Origin of the sequence: Selenomonas sputigena, from assembly GCF_026015965.1 — a bacterium.
GTDB lineage: Bacteria > Bacillota > Negativicutes > Selenomonadales > Selenomonadaceae > Selenomonas.
On sequence record NZ_CP110383.1, the window covers coordinates 1,355,551 to 1,374,940 of the forward strand.

General features: G+C 57.6%; 24 protein-coding genes and 1 other annotated feature. Of the genes, 3 read left to right on the forward strand and 21 right to left on the reverse strand.

The genetic code is table 11. The features are described from left to right. The first annotated feature begins 1 nt into the window (after position 1). The gene (gene putP / locus OL236_RS06595; protein WP_320109793.1) at positions 2-1,480 is read left to right on the forward strand and encodes a sodium/proline symporter PutP; all 1,479 of its coding nucleotides are present in this window, start codon (positions 2-4) and stop codon (positions 1,478-1,480) included. Between the two features lie 71 nt (positions 1,481-1,551). On the opposite strand, the gene OL236_RS06600 is transcribed toward putP, so the two are convergent. Continuing rightward, entirely contained in the window at positions 1,552-2,553 is a 1,002-nt protein-coding gene (locus OL236_RS06600) for a hypothetical protein (protein WP_265070028.1), read from the reverse strand. A gap of 136 nt (positions 2,554-2,689) precedes the next feature. On the opposite strand from OL236_RS06600, the gene OL236_RS06605 reads away from it, so the two are divergent. Next, complete coding sequence (locus OL236_RS06605; RefSeq protein WP_265070029.1) at positions 2,690-2,962, forward strand: type II toxin-antitoxin system RelB/DinJ family antitoxin; 273 nt, start codon at positions 2,690-2,692, stop codon at positions 2,960-2,962. A 69-nt stretch (positions 2,963-3,031) separates the two neighbouring features. On the opposite strand, the gene OL236_RS06610 is transcribed toward OL236_RS06605, so the two are convergent. The 17 genes from OL236_RS06610 to OL236_RS06690 form a co-directional block, all read right to left on the reverse strand. Then, positions 3,032-3,613: a GerMN domain-containing protein gene (locus tag OL236_RS06610; RefSeq protein ID WP_265070030.1), complete on the reverse strand. Its 582-nt coding sequence runs from the start codon at positions 3,611-3,613 to the stop codon at positions 3,032-3,034. 25 nt (positions 3,614-3,638) lie between these two features. Beyond that, the gene (locus OL236_RS06615; RefSeq protein WP_265071799.1) at positions 3,639-4,712 is read right to left on the reverse strand and encodes an N-acetylmuramoyl-L-alanine amidase family protein; all 1,074 of its coding nucleotides are present in this window, start codon (positions 4,710-4,712) and stop codon (positions 3,639-3,641) included. Between the two features lie 52 nt (positions 4,713-4,764). Continuing rightward, positions 4,765-4,977: a DUF3006 domain-containing protein gene (locus tag OL236_RS06620; RefSeq protein ID WP_006192833.1), complete on the reverse strand. Its 213-nt coding sequence runs from the start codon at positions 4,975-4,977 to the stop codon at positions 4,765-4,767. Next, positions 4,978-5,877, reverse strand: a complete 900-nt coding sequence (locus OL236_RS06625; protein WP_265070031.1) for a ComEC/Rec2 family competence protein — start codon at positions 5,875-5,877, stop codon at positions 4,978-4,980. Between the two features lie 36 nt (positions 5,878-5,913). Beyond that, positions 5,914-6,705, reverse strand: coding sequence for an HAD family hydrolase (locus OL236_RS06630; protein WP_265070032.1), 792 nt, complete (start codon positions 6,703-6,705; stop codon positions 5,914-5,916). Continuing rightward, a complete protein-coding gene (locus OL236_RS06635; protein ID WP_265070033.1) occupies positions 6,702-6,908 on the reverse strand; it encodes a hypothetical protein in 207 nt (68 codons plus the stop codon). Before OL236_RS06635 ends, OL236_RS06630 begins: the two co-directional genes overlap by 4 nt. A 164-nt stretch (positions 6,909-7,072) precedes the next feature. After that, positions 7,073-7,819 carry an RNA polymerase sporulation sigma factor SigH gene (sigH, locus tag OL236_RS06640; protein WP_006192838.1) on the reverse strand — a complete coding sequence of 249 codons (747 nt, stop codon included), beginning with the start codon at positions 7,817-7,819 and terminating at the stop codon, positions 7,073-7,075. A gap of 202 nt (positions 7,820-8,021) precedes the next feature. Beyond that, positions 8,022-8,552: an NYN domain-containing protein gene (locus tag OL236_RS06645; protein WP_265070034.1), complete on the reverse strand. Its 531-nt coding sequence runs from the start codon at positions 8,550-8,552 to the stop codon at positions 8,022-8,024. Between the two features lie 4 nt (positions 8,553-8,556). Next, complete coding sequence (gene rlmB, locus OL236_RS06650; RefSeq protein ID WP_265070035.1) at positions 8,557-9,393, reverse strand: 23S rRNA (guanosine(2251)-2'-O)-methyltransferase RlmB; 837 nt, start codon at positions 9,391-9,393, stop codon at positions 8,557-8,559. 27 nt (positions 9,394-9,420) lie between these two features. Continuing rightward, positions 9,421-10,068 carry an FAD-dependent thymidylate synthase gene (thyX, locus tag OL236_RS06655; RefSeq protein ID WP_265070036.1) on the reverse strand — a complete coding sequence of 216 codons (648 nt, stop codon included), beginning with the start codon at positions 10,066-10,068 and terminating at the stop codon, positions 9,421-9,423. A gap of 34 nt (positions 10,069-10,102) precedes the next feature. Then, positions 10,103-10,621, reverse strand: coding sequence for a Mini-ribonuclease 3 (locus OL236_RS06660; RefSeq protein ID WP_009646865.1), 519 nt, complete (start codon positions 10,619-10,621; stop codon positions 10,103-10,105). Then, the gene (gene cysS / locus OL236_RS06665) at positions 10,618-12,048 is read right to left on the reverse strand and encodes a cysteine--tRNA ligase (RefSeq protein ID WP_009646813.1); all 1,431 of its coding nucleotides are present in this window, start codon (positions 12,046-12,048) and stop codon (positions 10,618-10,620) included. Before cysS ends, OL236_RS06660 begins: the two co-directional genes overlap by 4 nt. Then, on the reverse strand, positions 12,049-12,534 hold the full coding sequence (gene ispF / locus OL236_RS06670; protein ID WP_265070037.1) for a 2-C-methyl-D-erythritol 2,4-cyclodiphosphate synthase: 486 nt from the start codon (positions 12,532-12,534) through the stop codon (positions 12,049-12,051). It lies immediately after the preceding gene. After that, a complete protein-coding gene (ispD, locus tag OL236_RS06675) occupies positions 12,531-13,244 on the reverse strand; it encodes a 2-C-methyl-D-erythritol 4-phosphate cytidylyltransferase (RefSeq protein ID WP_265070038.1) in 714 nt (237 codons plus the stop codon). The genes ispF and ispD overlap by 4 nt, the downstream gene beginning before the upstream one ends. A gap of 74 nt (positions 13,245-13,318) precedes the next feature. Next, positions 13,319-14,476, reverse strand: coding sequence for a PIN/TRAM domain-containing protein (locus OL236_RS06680; RefSeq protein WP_265070039.1), 1,158 nt, complete (start codon positions 14,474-14,476; stop codon positions 13,319-13,321). Between the two features lie 123 nt (positions 14,477-14,599). Next, positions 14,600-15,091 carry a CarD family transcriptional regulator gene (locus OL236_RS06685; RefSeq protein ID WP_009646831.1) on the reverse strand — a complete coding sequence of 164 codons (492 nt, stop codon included), beginning with the start codon at positions 15,089-15,091 and terminating at the stop codon, positions 14,600-14,602. 164 nt (positions 15,092-15,255) lie between these two features. Beyond that, on the reverse strand, positions 15,256-15,468 hold the full coding sequence (locus OL236_RS06690; protein ID WP_009646840.1) for a hypothetical protein: 213 nt from the start codon (positions 15,466-15,468) through the stop codon (positions 15,256-15,258). A gap of 308 nt (positions 15,469-15,776) precedes the next feature. Next, positions 15,777-16,011: a binding site (T-box leader), on the forward strand. Between the two features lie 51 nt (positions 16,012-16,062). Between OL236_RS06690 and OL236_RS06695 the strand changes: the two genes are divergently transcribed. Next, positions 16,063-17,397: an MFS transporter gene (locus tag OL236_RS06695; protein ID WP_265070040.1), complete on the forward strand. Its 1,335-nt coding sequence runs from the start codon at positions 16,063-16,065 to the stop codon at positions 17,395-17,397. Between the two features lie 85 nt (positions 17,398-17,482). Here OL236_RS06695 and rplL read toward each other — a convergent pair whose 3' ends face one another. The 3 genes from rplL to rplA form a co-directional block, all read right to left on the reverse strand. Further along, a complete protein-coding gene (gene rplL / locus OL236_RS06700; RefSeq protein ID WP_009646830.1) occupies positions 17,483-17,854 on the reverse strand; it encodes a 50S ribosomal protein L7/L12 in 372 nt (123 codons plus the stop codon). Positions 17,855-17,940: 86 nt separating this feature from the next. Further along, positions 17,941-18,495, reverse strand: coding sequence for a 50S ribosomal protein L10 (gene rplJ / locus OL236_RS06705; RefSeq protein ID WP_009646856.1), 555 nt, complete (start codon positions 18,493-18,495; stop codon positions 17,941-17,943). A 175-nt stretch (positions 18,496-18,670) separates the two neighbouring features. Then, positions 18,671-19,357, reverse strand: coding sequence for a 50S ribosomal protein L1 (rplA, locus tag OL236_RS06710; RefSeq protein WP_265070041.1), 687 nt, complete (start codon positions 19,355-19,357; stop codon positions 18,671-18,673). Positions 19,358-19,390 lie beyond the last annotated feature (33 nt).

Below are 19,390 nucleotides of genomic sequence, written 5' to 3' on the forward strand. Positions count from 1 at the left end.
CTTGACAAACAACATGGCGATCATCATCGCATTCATCGTCTACCTCGGCCTCATGATGCTCATCGGCATCTACTACTATCGGCGCACGCGCTCCATGGCGGACTACATTCTCGGCAACCGCAAGCTCGGCGCATGGGTCACGTCCTTGAGCGCCGAAGCCTCCGACATGAGCGGCTGGATGCTCATGGGGCTGCCGGGCTTCGCCTACATCGCGGGACTCAATGCGGGCTGGATCGCCTTGGGGCTTGCGCTCGGCACCTATGCGAACTGGAAGTTCGTTGCCGCACGTCTTCGAAAATATACGGAGCTTGCCAACAATTCGCTGACGCTGCCCGATTTTCTGCAGAATCGCTACGAGGACAAGTCGAACCTCCTGCGCATCATTCCCGCCGTCTTCATCTTGCTCTTCTTCATCATCTATACATCGTCGGGCTTTGTCGCGGGCGGCAAGCTCTTCGAGACGATCTTCGCGCTTCCCTACACGCAGGCGCTGTTCCTCGGCGCTTTCGTCGTTGTCTTCTACACGCTCGCGGGCGGCTTCCTCGCCGTCTGCTGGACAGACTTCATCCAGGGCGTCATGATGTTCTTCGCCATCCTGCTCGTGCCCGCCGCCGCCTCCTATCTGCTCGGCGGTCCGTCCGTGACGCTCGCTGCCATCTACACGATGGAGCCGTCGTTCTTCAATCCTTTCCAGAAACCTGACGGTTCGACGCTCGGTTTCATCGAGTTCATCTCGCTCATGGGCTGGGGACTCGGCTACTTCGGTCAGCCGCATATCCTCGTACGCTTCATGGCAATCCGCTCATCCGCCGAACTCGGACGCGCCATGCACATCGCCATGACGTGGGTCGCCATCTCGCTCACCGCTGCCGTCCTCGTCGGCATGGTCGGACGCGCCTACCTTACCGAGCCGCTCTTCGGCACGGCAACGGAGACGGTTTTCCTCGTGATGACGGATTCGATCTTCAACCCCTTCATCGCTGGACTCATCCTCTCCGCCGTCCTCGCCGCCATCATGAGCACGGCATCAGCGCAGCTTCTCGTCGCAGCTTCAGCCTTCGCACAGGATTTCTACCGTTCGCTGCTTCATAAGAACGCGAGCCAAGGCGAACTCGTCTGGGTCAGCCGCCTCTCCGTCCTCTTGATTGCCGCCCTCTCTCTGACGCTTGCCATGAATCCCGAGAGCCTCATCCTCGACATGGTCGCCTACGCATGGGCAGGCTTCGGCGCCGCCTTCGGCCCCGCATTGCTCGCCTCGCTCTTCTGGCGCCGCGCCACGAGAAACGGCATCCTCGCGGGCATCATCACGGGCGGCGTCACCGTCCTCGTATGGAAGCAGTTCGCCCTCTTCGGCCTCTACGAGATCATCCCAGGCTTCGTCCTTGCCCTTTGCGCCATCTATGTCGTGAGCCTCTTGGATAAAGAGCCTGCAAAGAGCATCACGGACACGTTCGACGCCGTGGGAAAGAGCGAGATATAGTTCTGAAACGAGAAAAAGAACGATCGCCGGAAGCACATCAAGAGCTTCTGACGACCGTTCTTTTTCATGTTTCAATGTTTCGCCGCATAGCGAGCCATGGCGATGCGGACGGCTGCGCGGGCAGCAGGCGATGCAGTCGGGGCAGCGGCGCCGGCAATCTTGCCCTTGTCTTTTCCATCGTCATTATCGGCGTCGGCATCTTCCTTTTGCTTCTTTTCAGGCGGCAGAGGCAGAAGACCTTCTTTCATTTTCGCGATTTCCTCGAGCTTTTTCTGCTCTTCCTTCATCTTCTCGGTGGCCTCATCCGAGTCTTCCTGACGACCGCATTCGGCAAGCTTCAGAAGCGTCCACTCCAGATCTTCCGCCAAAGCCTGTGTGTCCTCAAGCCATATATTGAGTTTGGAAAAGCTGGCATCAAGTTCGTCAAAGTCTCTCTGTTCTCTGCCCCGCAGCCCTAGAGGATCCTCTATACGCCGGCCTGCCATCCGCGCCTCCTCTCTTTTATTTATCTTCTCAATCATCTTTTCCACTTCTTCGTGGCTGGCTTCAAACCAATTGAAATCCTCGTCCTCATCCTTCGGCAAAGGCGCACACAGGCGGTCTTCCTCGACTTCTGCACGCGCTTCAGCCACCTTCTTCTCCAACTTTGTTTTAAGGTCATAAATCATGGAGATCTTGTCGTCGTACGAGGTCGCGACAATGTGTGACAAGAGCTTTTCCTTCTCCTCCTTGAGCACTTTTCTTTCATCGTCGGTCAAGGTATCATCCTTGAGCAGTTCCTTGATGGCAACGACGCGCTCCTTCTCCGCCTTGACGACATCCCTCGTGTCCTCCACGCTTTCGATCCTGCCGCGTGCCGACATGTCGTCCCGCTCCTCGGCATCGCGCAGAATCTCCTTCGCGTCCTTTTCCCCAAGCTGCAGAAGCCGCGCCTTCCTGCTGATCAGCACCTCAGCCGCACTGCCGAGATGCGTCTTCTCCTTCTCCTTGCCCTTCAATGCCATGGCAGAGGATGGCGCAGATACAAAAGAAGCGCTCGCCTCGCGCCCGCGCACGACAGTTCCGATTCTCATGCTCATTTCCTCATCCCTTCCCTGTGCTGAGAAAACAATCTTCCGCTGTTCTTCTTTATTTCATCGAAAATTTCTTGTTGTTTCTTAAGCTGCAAACACGATACGATAGATGTACGGAAAGGAAGGAGCGAATCCTATGGCACAGGCAGTTGTAAATTTTTCTATGGATGCAGTCTTGAAAGAGCAGATGGAGCAGACATGCCATGCGATGGGCCTGACAATGGCATCCGCCTTCACGATGTTTGCTACAAAAGTCACGCGAGAACAGCGCATTCCTTTTGAAGTATCCGCCGACCCCTTTTACAGCGAAGCTAATATGGAGCGGCTGCGAAAATCCATCGCCCAAATGGAAGCAACCGGCGGTACAAATGACCATCTTACAGCAAACAAAAGGGGCTGTCGCACTTAGATCATGTGCGGCAGCCCCTTTTTCCATAGAGAAATATCTATCCTCATCCCGAAATCATCAGGATTCTTCTCACAGAAGTTCTGTCATGCGCTTGAGTGGCTTCGACGTGTCGAGGTGACCGGCCAGAGAGTCGACTTTCTTTCCTTCGAGGAGGATCTGCACGGACTTCACCTCGGGGAACTCGGTCAGAGTGTTGACGATGGAGCCGACGAGCATTTCCTCTCCCGTCGAGCCTCCTGCAAAGTTCTTGACGAGGTCTTCGCTGAAATCGACGGTCGCAATGCCGTCCTTGACTGCAACGCTCTTGAGCTTCGTCTTCTTGGGGATGATCGTGATGACGCCCTTCGCCTTCGTGCCCGAGAGCAGGGATTCCATCGCCGCCTTGTACTTGCCGTCCTGCGTCGTCTCGACCGTGCGCGTCTCGGCTACGAGCTTCATGCCGTTGTCGTCGGGATAGTAGACCTTGATGCCGATCTTTTCTGCCGGCTTGGCCGAGCCGTTCTTCGCCCCCGCGTCCTTCTTGTCTGTCGCCGCTGGCTTGTCTGCCGCCGGCGTGTCCGCGCCCTTGGATTTGTCGTCTGCGCCGCAGCCCACAGCAAGGAGAAGCGTCAGAAGCATGAGGAGCGCGAGCATGGATTTCATGATTTTCATTCTAAAAAACCGCCTTTCTTTTCGCTTATCCGCCCACAAAGAAGCGGCTCAGCCCCTTCGCTATGGCAAATGCCATCTTGTTTTGAAAATCTTCCGAGGTCAAGAGAGCTTCTTCGCGTTCATTCGAGATGAAAGCAAGCTCGACAAGAGAGGCAGGCATGCTCGAATGCTTGAGCACGTAGAGGTTTGCCTCCTTCGCGCCGCGATCCCGCAGGCCGCCCGCCGCAAGAAGCTCTTCCTGCAGGATGGCAGCGAGCCTGCCGCCCTCGATCGAGCCATAGTACGAATACGTTTCCGTGCCGTTCGCCGTCGGGCTGGAAAAAGCGTTGCAGTGGATGCTCAAGAACAGCTCCGCTCCCGGCGTGCGCTCGGCGACATCGACACGCGCCTGCAGTTCCTGTCCGTCCGAAGCGTTCGGGCCGTAGACGTCGCGATCCGTCGTTCGTGTCATCACGACGTGCGCACCTGCACCTTCCAAGAGACGCTGTACCTTCTGCGCCACCTGGAGAGCCACATCCTTTTCACGCACGCCATTCGGGCCGACCGCGCCCGAATCGCTGCCGCCGTGCCCAGGATCAAGCACGATCGTATGCCCGGCGACGCCTTCGATGCCATCGGGTGCGACGAAGGCCGGCACAGGAGCAGCGACGGGCGTCATCACGTCGATAACGAGGCGATCCGGCTTCTTCGCGCTGCGATCGGCAGGCAGCGTGTAAACGGCGTAATTCTGCTCCTCCACCTCCGAAGCGAAGGAAACCATGATCTCCACGCCGCGCCGTCCCTCCTCGCGCAGCGTCATGAAGCGTCCGAGTGCGCCGTCGAGCGTCGCATCCGTGCGCATGGCGCCGAGTTTCGCATCCTGCACGGCCACGATCAGATGCTTGGGCTTCGACGAATCTTTCTGAACCGTATAGGAAACATCCGCACGACTCATGCCGATCTCGATGCGCAGCACGCTGCGTCCATCCTCCTCGAGCACCTGATACTGGAGGTCATTGAGCTCAAGCGCCCGCGCGGCGAAAGCCTCGGGGGCAAAGAGCATGAGCGCCATCAGAAAAAGGCTGAAGGACAAAAAAAATCGTTTGAACAAAAAAACCACTCCTATCGTCAATCTCATAAGAGCGTCAAGCTCCGAGTTTCCATCTCACTTCTCAATCTCCCTTGAGACTCTGCAGAAGCGCCTCCGCTTCTTCGCGCGCCGCCTTCGTGCGCTCCTCGTCAAAGGAAATCTCCCAGCGAATATAATCGCCCTCTGAAAGCCCTGCGGGCAGTTCGTCCGCAGGAAAGACGACTTTCTTCTCTTCCTCTCCCACGAGGAGAACTGCTTTCTCTTCCTCGAAGCGATCGATGACGGCAAATGCCATTTACTTTTCCTCCTTCACGCTGTAGGTCTTGCCGTCCGAGGTTATGGCAATCGTGCCGCCTTGGTCGGTGCGATAGACCTTGATGTTGAACTTCTTGTATCTTTCGAGGACTTCCTTGTGCGGATGCCCGTAGTCGTTTCCCGCACCGCAGGAGATCGCGACGACCTCGGGCGCCGTCGCCTTCAAAAATGCCGCCGTCGACGATGTCTTGCTGCCGTGGTGCGGCGACTTGAGGATGAGGCTCTTGAGGTCGGCCGCGCTGTGGCGCGAGAGCGTTGATTTCTCCGTCTCCTTTTCTGCATCGCCCGTGAAGAGCATCGTGAAGTCACCGTATTCGAGCCTGCCGACGATCGAGTTGATATTGAGGTTCGGCTTGCCGTTTTTCTTGCCGCCCTCCTTCACCATCTCGGCCGTCGGACTCAGAACGTGAAACGAGACGCCGCCGCCGAAGTCGAGCACATCGCCGTCGACGAGCGCCTTGTAGGGAATGCTCTTCGATTTGATGGTCTTCAGGTAGTCGCGGTAGAACTTCGCCGTCGTCGGCTCGCCGTTGTCATAGACCGCCTTGACCTCGCAGTTCTTGAAGAGGACGGAAGCGCCGCCCAAATGGTCGGCATGAGGGTGCGTGATGATGAGCTTGTCGACCGTCTTGATATTTTCTTTCTTGAGCGCCGCTTCGAGCTTCGGATGCTCGTCGAGGTCGCCCGTATCGATGAATATGGTCTGATCCGCCGTTCGTATGAGGATGGCGTCTCCCTGCCCGACGTCGAGCACCTTGACGTTTAGAGCGCCGCCCTTCGCCTGCGCCGCTTCCTGCGCCGCATTCGGTGCTCCCATGCAGCCCGTCAGCAACGTGCAGGCAAAAACGAGTGCGGCGAGCATGCCCAGCATTTTCTTCATAAGGATTCTCCTATCGTTCGTCCAAGCTGTCATATTTCAATCGTCCTGCAAGATGCAATGCTCGATTCCCCATGCCGCACCGTCTTCCAGCACCGTGGGCACAACGGTCTCAGCATGAGGCAGCAGCCTCTCGTTGGCGTTCCCCATGACGAGGGCGTGCGCGACGGTCTGCATCATCTCGATGTCGTTCTCGCCGTCGCCGAAAGCGTAGCTTTCTTCCACGGGAACACCGATGTATTCGAGTGCATGAAGGATGCCCGTGCCCTTCGATTCGTGCGCGGAATACAGCTCGAAGTTCCTGCCGTGCGCCGCATCGACGAGCCCTGTGACGCCCGGAAGCTGCAGAAAGTCCGCAAAGGACGTGCGCTCTGTAGCATAAAACTCCATCTTGTAGGTCACGACATCGCGCCAGGAAAAGTCGCGGCGAAAGAAGTCAAGCGGCACATCGAAGCTCTTGAAGAAGGCTTCCAGCCCCTTGCATTCCGCGCCCATGTAGGTGAAGTCCACGCTCTCCTGGCAGAAGTCTAAGCCCTTCTCCTGAGCCAGACGCACGATGCGGCAGACGAGCGAAGGAGGCAGAGGCTTCTGGAAGATGATTTCACCGCCGATCATGACGACGGCGCCGTTCATGAGCACGAAACCGTCGAAGCCGAGGTCGAGCAGCCCCTGCTCAATGAAGCTGTACGGACGCCCCGTGGCAACGAAGGCATAGTGTCCCGCTTCCTGCAGACGGCGGATCGCCGTGCGCACCGCCTCGGCAGGCAGCGGCCTCTTGTGCGTGACATCGATGATCGTGCCGTCGAGGTCGAAGAAAACCGCCTTTCTCATTTCTCTTCGCCGACCTCACTCTTCTTCTCATGCGGCAGATCGAAGACGACGCGCATGATGAGGAACACGATCCACAGCGCCATCGAAACGAGATAGGCGATGTCGATGGTCTGCAAATTGTCATAGTCAAGCGTGGCCATGAGCCAAACGGCCACGACGAGGATGAACCAATCGAGCTTGCGTATTCTTTTCAGTTTTTCCATGCATTTCACCTTTCTCCTTGCTTTTCCTGTACGCTTTTGCATCGGAAAGCTCACGCGAATCCACCGTCAAGAACCGCTTGCCGCCCAATTTCCGAGCGCCCTCCCCCTGCATGTGAAAAAGCCGCTCCCATGCCAAGCGCCTTGGCTGAAAGCGGCTGCCCTCTCTATTTCCGCTGCATCTGGGCGTCAAGGGCGTCGTGCATACGATGATTGATCGTGCTCAAACCTCGGTAGACCGTCGTGATGTCAACCTCGTCCCCGCGGTTTTCCATATAGCGCTCCAACTTGCGCTTCACGCGCTGCAGAGCATTGTCGATGGACTTGACATGGCGGTCGAGATCGACGGCGATCTCCTGATACGACTTGCCGTCGAGGTAGCTCATGAGCACGCGCCATTCGAGATCGCTCAGGATCTCTTCCATCTTTTCCTCGATATCGACGAACTCTTCCTGACTGATGACGAGCTCCTCGGGATTTGAAACGCGTGCTCCCGGCAGAATATCGAGGAGTGTGCGGTCAGAATCCTCATCGTAAATCGGCTTGTTGAGCGATATGTATGAATTCAGCGGGATGTGCTTCTGGCGCGTCGCCGTCTTGATCGCCGTAATGATCTGGCGCGTCACGCAGAGCTCAGCAAACGCGCGAAAGGACGAAAGGCGGTCGTTGCGGAAATCGCGAATCGCCTTGTAAAGGCCGATCATTCCCTCCTGCACGATGTCCTCGCGGTCAGCGCCGATGAGGAAGTAGGAGCGCGCCTTCGCGCGAACGAAGTTGCGATACTTGTTGATCAAGTAGTCCAGAGCGATGTTGCTGCAATTTTCCTTGATCCTAGAAATGACTTCCTCATCCGTCAGGCCGTCAAATCCTTCAAACCGTGTATCATTGCCGCTGTCTCTCATTTCCGCTTCCATAGCATCGACCCCATTCGTGTTGTTTTCCACTTCTGAAGAAAACGATGTCCCCCAGAGGGCTGCCAATCCTTCGGCTTCCCCCTCAACTGCTTTGATTATACTCCACAGATGCCCGAAACGTCAAGCGCGGCGCGGCTTTTTCCGCCTTTGGCGCGTTTTGCTGCGCATATTTCTCATTTATCCGCGCCTTTTCGCGTACATTTCAGCGGCTGCGCTTTCGCAGAGCGTCGAGTTTCGCCGCCGTGCGGCTGTCGATGCGCGAGCCGACTTCGTTGCGCGAAAGGGGCAGCGTCACCTCGCCCAAGTACTCGTCGGCAATCTTTTTCTTCGTCTTCTTCACGCGCCGCCAAAGCTCCGCCGATGAGATGCGATAGGCGCCCGCGCCGAGGATCGCCGACTGCTCGGCGCCGTCGGAGGTCACGACGTGCACCTCGCGCGAGGTGCGCACGGATTCATAGGCAAGGCGCTCGATGCAGCTGTCCGCCGTCACGCCCTCGCCCGTGTAGATGACCTCGAAGTGCGGCGCGACCTGTTCTCTGTGCTCTTCGCCGCTTGCAAAGAGAGCGTCAAAGACGACGGTCATATCGTATTTTTCGTAAGCGCCGTACTCCATGAGCAGATGGAGCAAGCGGTCACGCGCTTCTGCAAGATCGCCCGCGAGGGAGGCCAGCTCGGGCAGCGCATGGATGACGTTGTAGCCGTCGATGATGAAATGCTCGCGCTTCTTCGCCATCGCCTTACGCCCTTCCCAAGAGGCGCGCACGCCTCGCCTCGTACATGAGGAGCGCCCCGGCGACGGAAGCGTTGAGCGAGTTGATCGCCCCGTGCATCGGGATGCGCACGAGAAAGTCGCACGTTTCCTTGACGAGGCGGCCGAGTCCCTTGCCCTCGCTGCCGATGACGATGCACAGAGCCCCCGTCAAGTCGGCATGGAACATGTCCTCATCGCCCGCCATATCGGCGCCGACGAACCAGAGGCCGCGCTCCTTGAGTCGCTTCATCTCCTGAACGATGTTGCCGATGCGCACGACGCGCACATGCTCGACAGCGCCCGCCGAGGTCTTGGCAACCGTCGCCGTCAGCGCACAGCCGCGGCGCTCGGGCACGAGCACGCCGTGCACACCCGCCGCGTCCGCCGTGCGCAGGAGTGCGCCGAAGTTGTGCGGATCTTCGATCTCATCGAGCAGCAGGAGAAGAGGCGGCTCGCCCTTTTCCTCGGCGCACGCGAAGACGTCATCGAGCGAGGCGTAGGCAACGGGCGCAGCGTAGGCGATGACGCCCTGATGGCGCATGTCGGGCGCGAGCTGTTCGAGCTTCTCTCGCTTGCTCGCCCGCACAGGCACGCCTTGCTCGCGTGCAAGCGAGAGAAGCGGCGCGAGCGCCGCCTCCTTCGCGCCCTGCGCGACGAGGATACGATTGATGCCGCGCCCCGCCTTCAGCGCCTCGAAGACGGCGTTCCTGCCGACGAGAATCTCATCGGCAGAAGGCGTATCGCGCCGCTCTTCCTGCCTCCCGCCGCGCTTCAAGGCCGTCCGCTCTTCCTTCGCAGGCCGTTTCTTCTGCTTCGTTTCCATCGCTTCGCACCATCTTCCGCTCTTCATTCAGCGCACTTCGGGCTTCACGATGTACCTCGTGAGCCACGGCTCTTCTTCGACGAGGAGGTCGCGCATCCTGAGCATCATGTCGCGGATCTCCCACTGTGCGCCCGGCGTCGTCACGCGCTTTTCGTAGACGTCCATGAAGGAACGCAGGTTGAGCGTCGTCACGAAGTTCGTGCACGCCGCGCCCGGCAGCACGAAGCGTGCGTCCTGCTTCGCCACGCCGAGCGCGAGAAGATCGTCGTAAGCTCTCTGAATCACCTGCATCGTCTCAAGATAGCGCGCATACGCCGCTTCCTTCTCACGAATCGTCTCGGGCACGACGTGGGCGAAGATGCCGTCCGCCTGCTTTTCCGACTGCTCCGAAACGTAGCGCTGGCTCTGGACGCTTAAGGACACGCCGATGCGGTGGCGCGAATACTGCGCGAGAAGCGTGCGCGAGACGCCCTTGACGGCGAACGTCATCGAGCAGTGCTCGACGACCGAAAGATGCTTGCTCGTCATGATGCGCTCCAACAGGCGCAGCATGTCCGCCTCGCTCTTTTCCTCGGCCAGAAGCTCGATGGGCGAATCCGCGCTGTAGCAGGTACGCGCTGCCGTCCAGCACGTTTTGAGGTAATTCGGCGTCTTTGCAATCAACTGTATTTCCAAGGCTCTTTTCCTTTCATCTTCGTAAGGCGTGCCGTCATTCAGCCGCCCCTTTCTTCACGCGCTGTCCGCGTTTAGCGGCAATCTCCGCCATCATGCCCTGCGCGATGGCCTGAAACGCCCATTCGGCGATCTCGTCCAAACGCTCCGTATCCTTTTCCAAAAACAGCGTGCCAAGAAGCGCCTCGAAGCCCGTGCTCGCATGGTACTCGGCGACGCTCGCGCGGCGCGGCGCATGGCTCTTCGCGTTCCTGCCGCGGCGGAAGATGCCGCGCTCGCGCTCCGTCAGACGCTCCTCAATCGCGTGATATGCCTTCGCCTGCCAGACCGCCGAGACGATCTGCGCGGCAAAGTCACTCAGGACGTGCACCTGCGACTGCTCGAAGGATAGAAGGCGCGTGCGCACGAAGAGATGGAAGTAGGCATCGCCGATATAGGCGAGCACGAGGGGGCTGGCGAGGCGCACATCAATTCCTTCGTAGCGCTCGGCGATGCCGCCCTCGCCGTCGGGCGTGAACATTGAACCGACGATGGCGCGAAAGCGATCAAACCTCATGCGCGCTTCCACCTTGCGCCCTGCGGCGTATCCTCGATGACGACGCCGCGAGCCTTGAGTTCGTCGCGCAGATGATCGGCGAGCGCCCAATTTTTCTCCTCACGCGCCTTCTGGCGCAGATTGAGGAGAAGTTCCATAAGGCTGTCGACAAGCCCGTCATCCGCCTTTTCTTCCTTCGCCTCGAAGATGCCGATGACTTCCGCCATCTCGGCGTAAACGGCACGAACCTTGGCGAAGTTCGCCGCGTCGAAGGCAGCTGCGCCCGTCGTGACCTCGTTATAATAGATGTTGATTTCCTTCGACAGGGAGAAGAGGTGGCTGATGGCGAGCGCCGTATTGAAATCGTCGTCCATCGCTTCATAGAACGCCGCCTTGGCTTCCATCGCCGCTGCCAAAAGCGACTTCGCGCTGCCAGAGCTCTCGTCCTTGCGCGACGAGAGCTCTGCGGCATTGTCCCACGAATTCTTGAGGCGTGCGAGGCTCGTCTTCGCCTCCGCCAAGCGCTCGTCGGTGAAATCGAGCGGACTGCGGTAGTGCGTCTGCACGATGAAGAAGCGCACGACCTCTCCCGCGTATTTCTCCAAAATGTCCTTGACGGTGAAGAAGTTGTTTTTCGACTTCGACATCTTCTCGTCATGGATCGTGATGAAGCCATTGTGCAGCCAGTAGCGAGCGAAGCTGTGGTCGTCGCCCGTGCATGCCTGCGCCTGTGCGATCTCGTTCTCGTGATGCGGGAAGATGAGATCGCTGCCGCCGCCGTGGAAGTCGAACGTCTCGCCCAAATACTTCATCGACATCGTTGAACACTCGATGTGCCAGCCCGGACGCCCCTTGCCCCACGGGCTGTCCCAAGAAGGCTCTCCGGGCTTCGCCGCCTTCCACAGCGCGAAATCCATCGGATGATGCTTGCGCTCGTCGACGCCGACGCGTGCGCCCGCCTGCATGTCGTCCAAAGAGCGGCCGCTGAGCTTGCCGTAGCCCGCGAAGCGCTCCACGCTGTAGTAGACGTCGCCGTCGAGCGCATAGGCATAGCCCTTCTCGATCAGCTTTTCGATCACGGCGAGCACGTCCGCAATATGCTCCGAAACGCGCGGATAGGCGTCGGCGCGGCGCACGTTGAGCGCGTCGATCGCCTTGAAATATTCCGCGATGTAGTGGTCGGCAAGCTCCTTCCACGTCTCGCCCGCCTCCTTTGCACGGCGGATGATCTTGTCGTCGATGTCCGTGAAGTTCTGCACGTAGCGCACGGCATAGCCCTTCTTCTCCAGATAGCGGCGCACGACGTCCCATGTGACAAAGGGACGCGCGTTGCCGATATGCGGGTCGTTGTACGGCGTCACGCCGCAGCAGTAGATGCTCGCCTTGCCCGGCTCAAGGGGCTTGAACTCCTCTTTCTCGCGCGTCAGCGTATTGTAAACCCTCAGCATTTATTTTTCCTCCATTCGCTCCAAAGAAGCGACAGCGTAGGCGGATATGCCTTTCTCCTCGCCCGTAAAACCGAGCTTCTCCTCCGTCGTCGCCTTCACATTCACCTGATCCGGCTCCAAATCGAGCTTTTCGGCGATGTTCCGGCGCATTTCCTCGATGTAGGGCGCGAACTTCGGACGCTGCGCCACGATCGTCGCGTCGATGTTGCCGACGCAATAGCCCTTCGCACGAATCATTTCCGCGACATGCTCCAAGAGCTTCATGCTCGACACGCCTTTCCAGCGATCGTCACTGTCGGGAAAGTGCCTGCCGAGATCGCCGAGAGCCGCCGCACCCAAGAGGGCGTCCTCGACGGCATGCAGCAGCACATCGGCGTCCGAATGTCCCAGGAGCCCATATTCATGCGGGATGTCGACACCGCCCACGATGAGCTTGCGCCCTGTCACCAGGCGGTGCACGTCGTATCCCATGCCAAATCTCGTCATATCGTCACCTTCATTTCATCCACAATTCCTGCAGAATGCGCCAAAAGCGCCTCCGCCATCCACAAATCTTCAGGCGTCGTGATCTTCAGATTGCCGTAGTCGCTCTCGACGACGAAGACCGCCTCGCCGATTCGCTCGACGAGACTCGCGTCGTCCGTGCCGAGGAAGCCGTCCTGCGCCGCCTTCTCATAGGCGCGCTGCAAAATCTCACGGCGAAATCCCTGCGGCGTCTGCACCTCCCAGAGGCTTGCACGCGCCGGCGTCGCCTCGACGCGCCCGTCCTCGCCGACGACCTTGATCGTGTTCTTCGCACGCACGGCAGCGATGGCCGCGCCCTTCTCACGCGCCGCAGAGATGACCGCTTCGATTACAGCAAGGCTCACTAAAGGCCTCGCCGCATCGTGCACGAGCACAATGTCGGCATCTGCGGCGAGATGTGCCATGCCGTTCGCGATCGAATACTGGCGCTCAGCGCCGCCTTGAACGACGCGCCAGGGCTTCAAGCCCTGCGCCTTCTCCAGCATCTCCTCGACAAAAGCGATCTCATCCTTGGCGACGACGACGATCAGTTCGGCGACTGCAGGTACGGCGGAAAAGCGCCGCAGCGTGCGAAGCAGGATCGGCACGCCTGAAAGTTCCAGAAGCACCTTGTTTCTGTCCGCCTTCATGCGCCTTCCTGCACCTGCCGCCGGAAAAATCACGGAAACCATAAAGCCTCCTTGCATATACTGCTTTATAAACGCGCCGCCGATAAGTCGCATGACCTATCGGCGGCACTTCTCTTTCACCAATGTCTGGGCTTTGCAAAAATCATGCGTCCGGCTGCTGTCTGCAGCGCCGACGTGACCTCCACTTCAATCGTATTGTTGATATGGCGGCGGCCGTTCTCGATGACGATCATCGTGCCGTCATCGAGATAGGCGACGCCCTGTCCCGGCTCCTTGCCTTCCTTGACGACGGAAACGCGCATCGTCTCGCCTGGAATGACGACGGGCTTCACGGCATTGGAAAGCTCGTTGATGTTGAGGACGGGCACATCGCGCAACTCTGCGACCTTATTCAGGTTGAAATCATTCGTGATGAGCTTGCCGCCCACGACCTGAGCCAGGCGCACGAGCTTCGAGTCGACCTCGGCGATGTCGTCGAAGTCCTGGCTCGTGATCTCGACCTCCATCTTCGATTCCATGCGTATGCGCTGCAGGACATCGAGTCCGCGCCTGCCGCGCACGCGTTTCAACGCATCTGAGGAATCGGCAATATGCTGCAGTTCTTCCAAGACGAACTCAGGGATGAGCAATGTACCGTCAATGAAGCCCGTCTCACATATATCGGCGATGCGTCCGTCGATGATGACGCTTGTATCGAGCAGCTTGTAGAGCTTGGACGATTTCTGTTCCTTGGCGATTTGCCCCAGCGCTTCCTTTGCCTTCGCCTGCGCCTTCGCTTCGCGGCTCTTGCTGATCAGATTTGGCAGCGTGCCGAAAAGATCGCCGACTTCCTTGCGCTTTTTGATCGTGATATGAATGCCGAGATAGCCGAACACGATGCTGAAAACGACAGGAAAATATGCACCGACGAGCGGGATCTTGGAAAACGCCGCTCCCAATAAATTTGCAATGATAAGTCCGATGGCCAGCCCCGCTGCGCCTGCGATGACATCATGAATCGGCATCTTGTTCAGTTGCGTTTCGACCCAATAGGTGAAGCGCTTGAGCGTAGCCGTGAAAAGTGGCGTCGTGATGAAGCCGAGAACTCCGCCCAAAACAGCACCGACGAGGATGCAGACGAGCGAAGCGAGCGTCAGGCCGAAGAGTCCGAGATCCAGTTTGAGAACTTCCGTGCTCAGAAACAAGGTCAGAAGCGGACTGGCAAGCTGCATGAGCGCTCCGCCGAGAATGGCGAAGATCAGCGTGATGAAAAAACGCAATACTTTTTCGAGCAATAAACATCCCTCCCCATATAATGGAAATGACAAAGCCAAACAGATTTATCATACTAAATCTATTCGGCTTTGTCAAAAGAAATCACTCTCGAATCGCCGGGGTCTTCCCGGCGATCGTCAGCATCAGGCAAAATCGTTTTCCGCAAGGATGCCATCCATCCACGACTTGACTTCCTCGGGCGATTTGCTGCAGGCATAGACAAGCTCACTGACGATGATCTGCCGCGCGAGATCCAGAAGGCGCCGCTCGCCGCTCGAAATCTTGCGCAGGCGATCCTGCAGGACGAGATTTCGCGCGACAGCCGCCACATCGCATATATCGCCGCTCTTCATGCGCTCAAGATTCGCATGAAAGCGCTTGTTCCAGCTTCCCGTCGCACGCTCGGGAGCCATCTGCAGAATGTCCTTGACCTCTTCGACCTGCGTTTCGGGAATCACGTCTCGAAGACCCATATTATCCACGTTGTCCGTCGGTATCATGACCTTCATGTTGCCCAATGGCATTTGAAGCACATAATAGGATTTGCCCTCGCCGAGCACCTCGCAATCCTCTATGCCGGAAATCACGCCCGCCCCATGCATCGGATAGACAACTGTGTCACCAACCTGAAGCAATGCTACACCTCCTGCCCTTTCCCCATGCAAAACGCACGGAATTAAAAAACTATCCGCATACATTATAGCACAAATCTTCATAAGTTGGAAGAAAATAAGTAGTTTATCATATCCCTCATTTTATGTCAATCAGGTTTTATCATATTTAGGATAATTCTCTTACATTATGAATCCAGATCATGTCCATGCCTGTGCCCCAAGGCCGCCGCCCATTCGTGACTGATGAGTCCGCCATGGGCAAAAAGTTCGACGATGTGTGCATTCGTCTCACGAATCGCCCGCGCCTCCTCTTCCGTGCCGCCGTTTCGGATGCAGGCATGGTAAGATTTTTTCAGCTGACGGTTGATGCGGTAATACTGCTGTGTGCGAAAATACATGAGTTTTCCCCTCTCTTCTGCGCTTCTTATCCGCGCGGTGGTCTGTCTTCCTCTAGTATAGCAAACTACACGCACAAACGTCCAGTTTTTGGACATTGTGCGCCGCCCTTACGTGAAAAAGCCAATCGTTCTGCGCCCTTCGGGCTTGACCTCTTGGGTTTTCATAGCAAAAGCAGCCCGATCGACCAAGCGAAAATAAATTTTCTCCAAATGCTTGACAACCTTCTTTTCGAGGAGTATATTATGCTTCATCGAGGTTACAACTTAACAAACCACGATGCAAACCACGATGCAAAAGAATACATCGCCAAAATTCTATGACGGGAAAGAGTATTCGTGATACGCTGTCTTACAGAGAGCCGCTCCTGTGCTGAAAAGCGGCAGAAAGCCTCGCGAAGAAAATCCTCCCCGAGAAGCAAAGCTGAAATCGAGTAAGCCGAGCCGTTCCTTCCGCGTTAGAGGAAGCGCGTATGACTGTACGCGGCAAGCGCCCGCTTTATGCGGGAATCTGGGTGGTACCGCGGATAATCCTCCGTCCCTTTCGAGGGGCGGAGTTTTTGTTTATCATCCTGCATTATTTTAGGAGGAATCATTATGGAAAATTTGGATCTCGCCCGTCTCAGACGAAAGCGCGACCTGCGCATCATCCTGCCCGTCTTTCTCGTGTCCATCATCGCCTGCATCGACCGCGTGAACATCGCCTATGCAGCGCTGACGATGACGCAGGATCTCGACTGGATCACGCCCGAAATCTTCGGCGCAGGCGCGGGCATCTTCTTCATGGGCTATCTGCTCCTGGAAATCCCCGGCGCACTCATCGCCGCCCGCTTTTCCGCCGCAAAGTGGATCGCACGCATCATGTTCACCTGGGGACTTGTCTGCATCTTCATGGCATTCATGCAGACGCAGACGGAGTTCTACCTTTGCCGCTTCCTGCTCGGCGCCTCGGAAGCGAGCCTTTACCCCGTCATCTACTCCGTGCTCTTCGCGCGTTGGTTTTCCGAAAGGGAGAGAGCACGCGCCAATTCCCTCATGCTGACGTCACTTCTCATCTCAACGATCATCGGCGCACCGCTCGCGGGATTCCTGCTGCAAACATCCTTCTTCGGCATGCACGGCTGGCAGGAACTGTTCATCTTGGAGGCAGGGCCCGCCCTCCTCTTCGCCGTATTTTTCTTCTACTTCGTCAAAGACAAGCCCGACCAGGTTTCCTGGCTCAGTGCAGAAGAAAAGGAATACTTGAACCGCCAGTACGAAGAAGAGCAGGCGCGTATGCAAAGCGTCAAGAAATACACGATCTTCCAGGCTTTCTCCGATCCCAAGGTCTTGAAACTCTGCTTCATCTACTTCATGTGGGTCATCGGCTTCTGGGGCTTCAACTTCTGGATGCCGACGGTGCTCAAGGGGCTTTCGGGCTGGTCAACCGGATTCCTCGGCGGCGCCATCGCCATTCCGATGACGGCGGCGCTCATCGTGCAGGTCATCATCGGCAAAACCTCGACGAAGACGGGCGACAAGGTCTGGCACGTCGCGGGCGCTCTCCTCGTCGGCGCCGTCGGCCTAGGACTCAGCCCCTTTGCTGATGACATGTACACGGCACTCTTCCTCGTCTGCCTGTCCGCCATCGGCATCTACGCCGCCATGGGCGTCTGGTGGACGATCCCGACGAGCTTCCTCTCCGGCTCCGCCGCTGCCGGCAGCGTCGCCCTCATCAACTCCTGCGGCAATCTCGGCGGCTGGGTCGGCCCCTACATGATGGGCTGGCTCAAGACGGAGACAGGCTCCTTCGACACGGGCTACTTCCTCATGGCGCTCTTCATGTTCATCGCCGCGCTTACGGTGCTGACGATCCAATACCGCTGGAACGGGGCGCGAAAAACAGCACAGAGAGAAAGCGAACATCCGGTTCCTCTGCAGCAGGAAGCGTAAACCAACCAACCAAACAAAAACCGCCCTTGCAGTCGAAAATCGACTTGCAAGGGCGGTTTCTTATGCAGCTTCTGCTGCGCCCAAATTACTTGAGCTCGACCGTTGCGCCGGCCTCTTCGAGCTTCTTCTTGAGCTCTTCTGCCTCTGCCTTCGCGATGTTCTCCTTGATCGGAGCAGGAGCGCCGTCAACGAGCTCCTTCGCTTCCTTCAGGCCGAGACCCGTAGCTTCGCGGACAGCCTTGATGACGTTGATCTTCTTGTCGCCGGCAGCAGCAAGAACGACCGTGAACTCGGTCTTCTCTTCACCGCCCGCAGCAGCCGGAGCAGCGCCGGCAGCAGCAACAGCAACCGGAGCCGCAGCGCTGACGCCAAACTTCTCTTCCATATCCTTGACAAGTTCGGAAAGTTCGAGGACGGTCATGCCCTCAATGGCCTGCAGGATTTCTTCTTTAGTCATGATTGTACCTCCATAAAATTGTTTTCTTCAAATGTATTCAGCCTGCAAGCGGCGGACGTCTGCCCAACCGCTGCACTCTATAAGGTTCAGGCGGAAGCCTGCTCCTCCTTTTGCTTGCGGATCGCCTCAAGCACATAGACCGCGTTGCGGATGACTCCTTGGAGCACGTTGACCGTACCCGCAATCGGAGACTGCATGCTGCCCAAGAGCTTTGCGAGAAGAACCTCGCGCGACGGCAGATCGGCCAAAGCCTTGACCTCAGCGACGTCGATGACGCGTCCGTCGAGAAGACCTGCTTTGAGCGTCAGGATGCCGGCTTCATCGAGCTTGTTCTTCTTCATGAACTCGCAGATGACCTTCGCCGGCGCCACAGCGTCGTCAGTGGAAACGGCAAGAGCCGTCGTCCCCTCCAAGTGATCGCAAAGTTCGTCGAGCCCGAGTTCCTTCGCGGCGATGCGCGTCATCGTGTTCTTGACGACATGATACGAAACGCCTGCCTCACGAAGCGCGCGGCGAAGCGCCGTGTCCTGCGCTACCGTCAAGCCTTTGTAGCTTGTAAAAACGGCTCCCTTCGCCGTCTGAAGCCTTTCCTTCAGCTCAGCAACGACCGCTTCCTTCTTTGCATTTACCTTTGCATTCATTCTTGCACCCCCTCTCAATGAGATTCAACAAAATAAAACGGCTCCCAACTGTATGCCGGAAGCCGCATCTTTTGAAGCAATGCGCCTGAATCCGACCTCGGCGGGCGAGCAACTTGCTCGTTAGATGGAAGATCCATACCTGCTGTCTACAGTCATCGTATGCTGTTTTATCGGATTAGGCCATCGTAGCAATCGGAACGCCGGGGCCCATCGTAGAGCTGACCGTGATCGCACGGATGTACTGCCCCTTCGCTGCTGCCGGGCGAACGCGGACGAGCGTGTCGATGAGTGCCTGATAATTCGCCTTGAGCTTATCGACATCGAACGAAGCCTTGCCGATCGGGACATGGACGTTGCCGGCCTTGTCCGTGCGGTACTCGACCTTACCGGCCTTAATCTCGCTGATCGCCTTCACAAGATCCATCGTGACCGTACCGAGCTTCGGGTTCGGCATGAGACCGCGAGGACCCAAGACCTTACCGAGGCGGCCGACCGTGCCCATCATATCGGGCGTAGCGACGGCGACATCGAAGTCGAACCAACCGCCCTGAATCTTCGTGACGATCTCGTCCGAGCCGACGTAATCAGCACCTGCATCCTCGGCTTCCTTGACCTTCTCGCCCTTGGCAAAGACGAGAACCTTTTTCGCCTTGCCCGTGCCGTGCGGCAGAACCATAGCACCGCGAACCTGCTGATCAGCGTACTTCGGATCAACGCCGAGACGGACGTGCAGCTCGATCGTCTCATCGAACTTTGCCGTCGCAGTTTTCTTCACGAGTTCCATAGCCTCAGCGACACTGTAGAGCTTTCCGTCTTCCAGAAGCTTCGCAGCATCCTGATATTTCTTGCCGTGTTTTGCCATTCAAAAATTCCCCTTTCGTGGTCATAGCGGTTT

What these genes read in the sequence shown, in the direction of transcription:
- OL236_RS06600 (WP_265070028.1), bottom strand. Translation starts at nt 2,553, where the DNA reads ATGAGAATCGGAACTGTCGTGCGCGGGCGCGAGGCGAGCGCTTCTTTT.
- OL236_RS06605 (WP_265070029.1), top strand. Translation starts at nt 2,690, where the DNA reads ATGGCACAGGCAGTTGTAAATTTTTCTATGGATGCAGTCTTGAAAGAG.
- OL236_RS06610 (WP_265070030.1), bottom strand. Translation starts at nt 3,613, where the DNA reads ATGAAAATCATGAAATCCATGCTCGCGCTCCTCATGCTTCTGACGCTT.
- OL236_RS06620 (WP_006192833.1), bottom strand. Translation starts at nt 4,977, where the DNA reads ATGGCATTTGCCGTCATCGATCGCTTCGAGGAAGAGAAAGCAGTTCTC.
- OL236_RS06625 (WP_265070031.1), bottom strand. Translation starts at nt 5,877, where the DNA reads ATGAAGAAAATGCTGGGCATGCTCGCCGCACTCGTTTTTGCCTGCACG.
- OL236_RS06630 (WP_265070032.1), bottom strand. Translation starts at nt 6,705, where the DNA reads ATGAGAAAGGCGGTTTTCTTCGACCTCGACGGCACGATCATCGATGTC.
- OL236_RS06635 (WP_265070033.1), bottom strand. Translation starts at nt 6,908, where the DNA reads ATGGAAAAACTGAAAAGAATACGCAAGCTCGATTGGTTCATCCTCGTC.
- sigH (WP_006192838.1), bottom strand. Translation starts at nt 7,819, where the DNA reads ATGGAAGCGGAAATGAGAGACAGCGGCAATGATACACGGTTTGAAGGA.
- OL236_RS06645 (WP_265070034.1), bottom strand. Translation starts at nt 8,552, where the DNA reads ATGGCGAAGAAGCGCGAGCATTTCATCATCGACGGCTACAACGTCATC.
- rlmB (WP_265070035.1), bottom strand. Translation starts at nt 9,393, where the DNA reads ATGGAAACGAAGCAGAAGAAACGGCCTGCGAAGGAAGAGCGGACGGCC.
- OL236_RS06660 (WP_009646865.1), bottom strand. Translation starts at nt 10,621, where the DNA reads ATGAGGTTTGATCGCTTTCGCGCCATCGTCGGTTCAATGTTCACGCCC.
- cysS (WP_009646813.1), bottom strand. Translation starts at nt 12,048, where the DNA reads ATGCTGAGGGTTTACAATACGCTGACGCGCGAGAAAGAGGAGTTCAAG.
- ispF (WP_265070037.1), bottom strand. Translation starts at nt 12,534, where the DNA reads ATGACGAGATTTGGCATGGGATACGACGTGCACCGCCTGGTGACAGGG.
- ispD (WP_265070038.1), bottom strand. Translation starts at nt 13,244, where the DNA reads ATGGTTTCCGTGATTTTTCCGGCGGCAGGTGCAGGAAGGCGCATGAAG.
- OL236_RS06690 (WP_009646840.1), bottom strand. Translation starts at nt 15,468, where the DNA reads ATGTATTTTCGCACACAGCAGTATTACCGCATCAACCGTCAGCTGAAA.
- OL236_RS06695 (WP_265070040.1), top strand. Translation starts at nt 16,063, where the DNA reads ATGGAAAATTTGGATCTCGCCCGTCTCAGACGAAAGCGCGACCTGCGC.
- rplL (WP_009646830.1), bottom strand. Translation starts at nt 17,854, where the DNA reads ATGACTAAAGAAGAAATCCTGCAGGCCATTGAGGGCATGACCGTCCTC.
- rplJ (WP_009646856.1), bottom strand. Translation starts at nt 18,495, where the DNA reads ATGAATGCAAAGGTAAATGCAAAGAAGGAAGCGGTCGTTGCTGAGCTG.
- rplA (WP_265070041.1), bottom strand. Translation starts at nt 19,357, where the DNA reads ATGGCAAAACACGGCAAGAAATATCAGGATGCTGCGAAGCTTCTGGAA.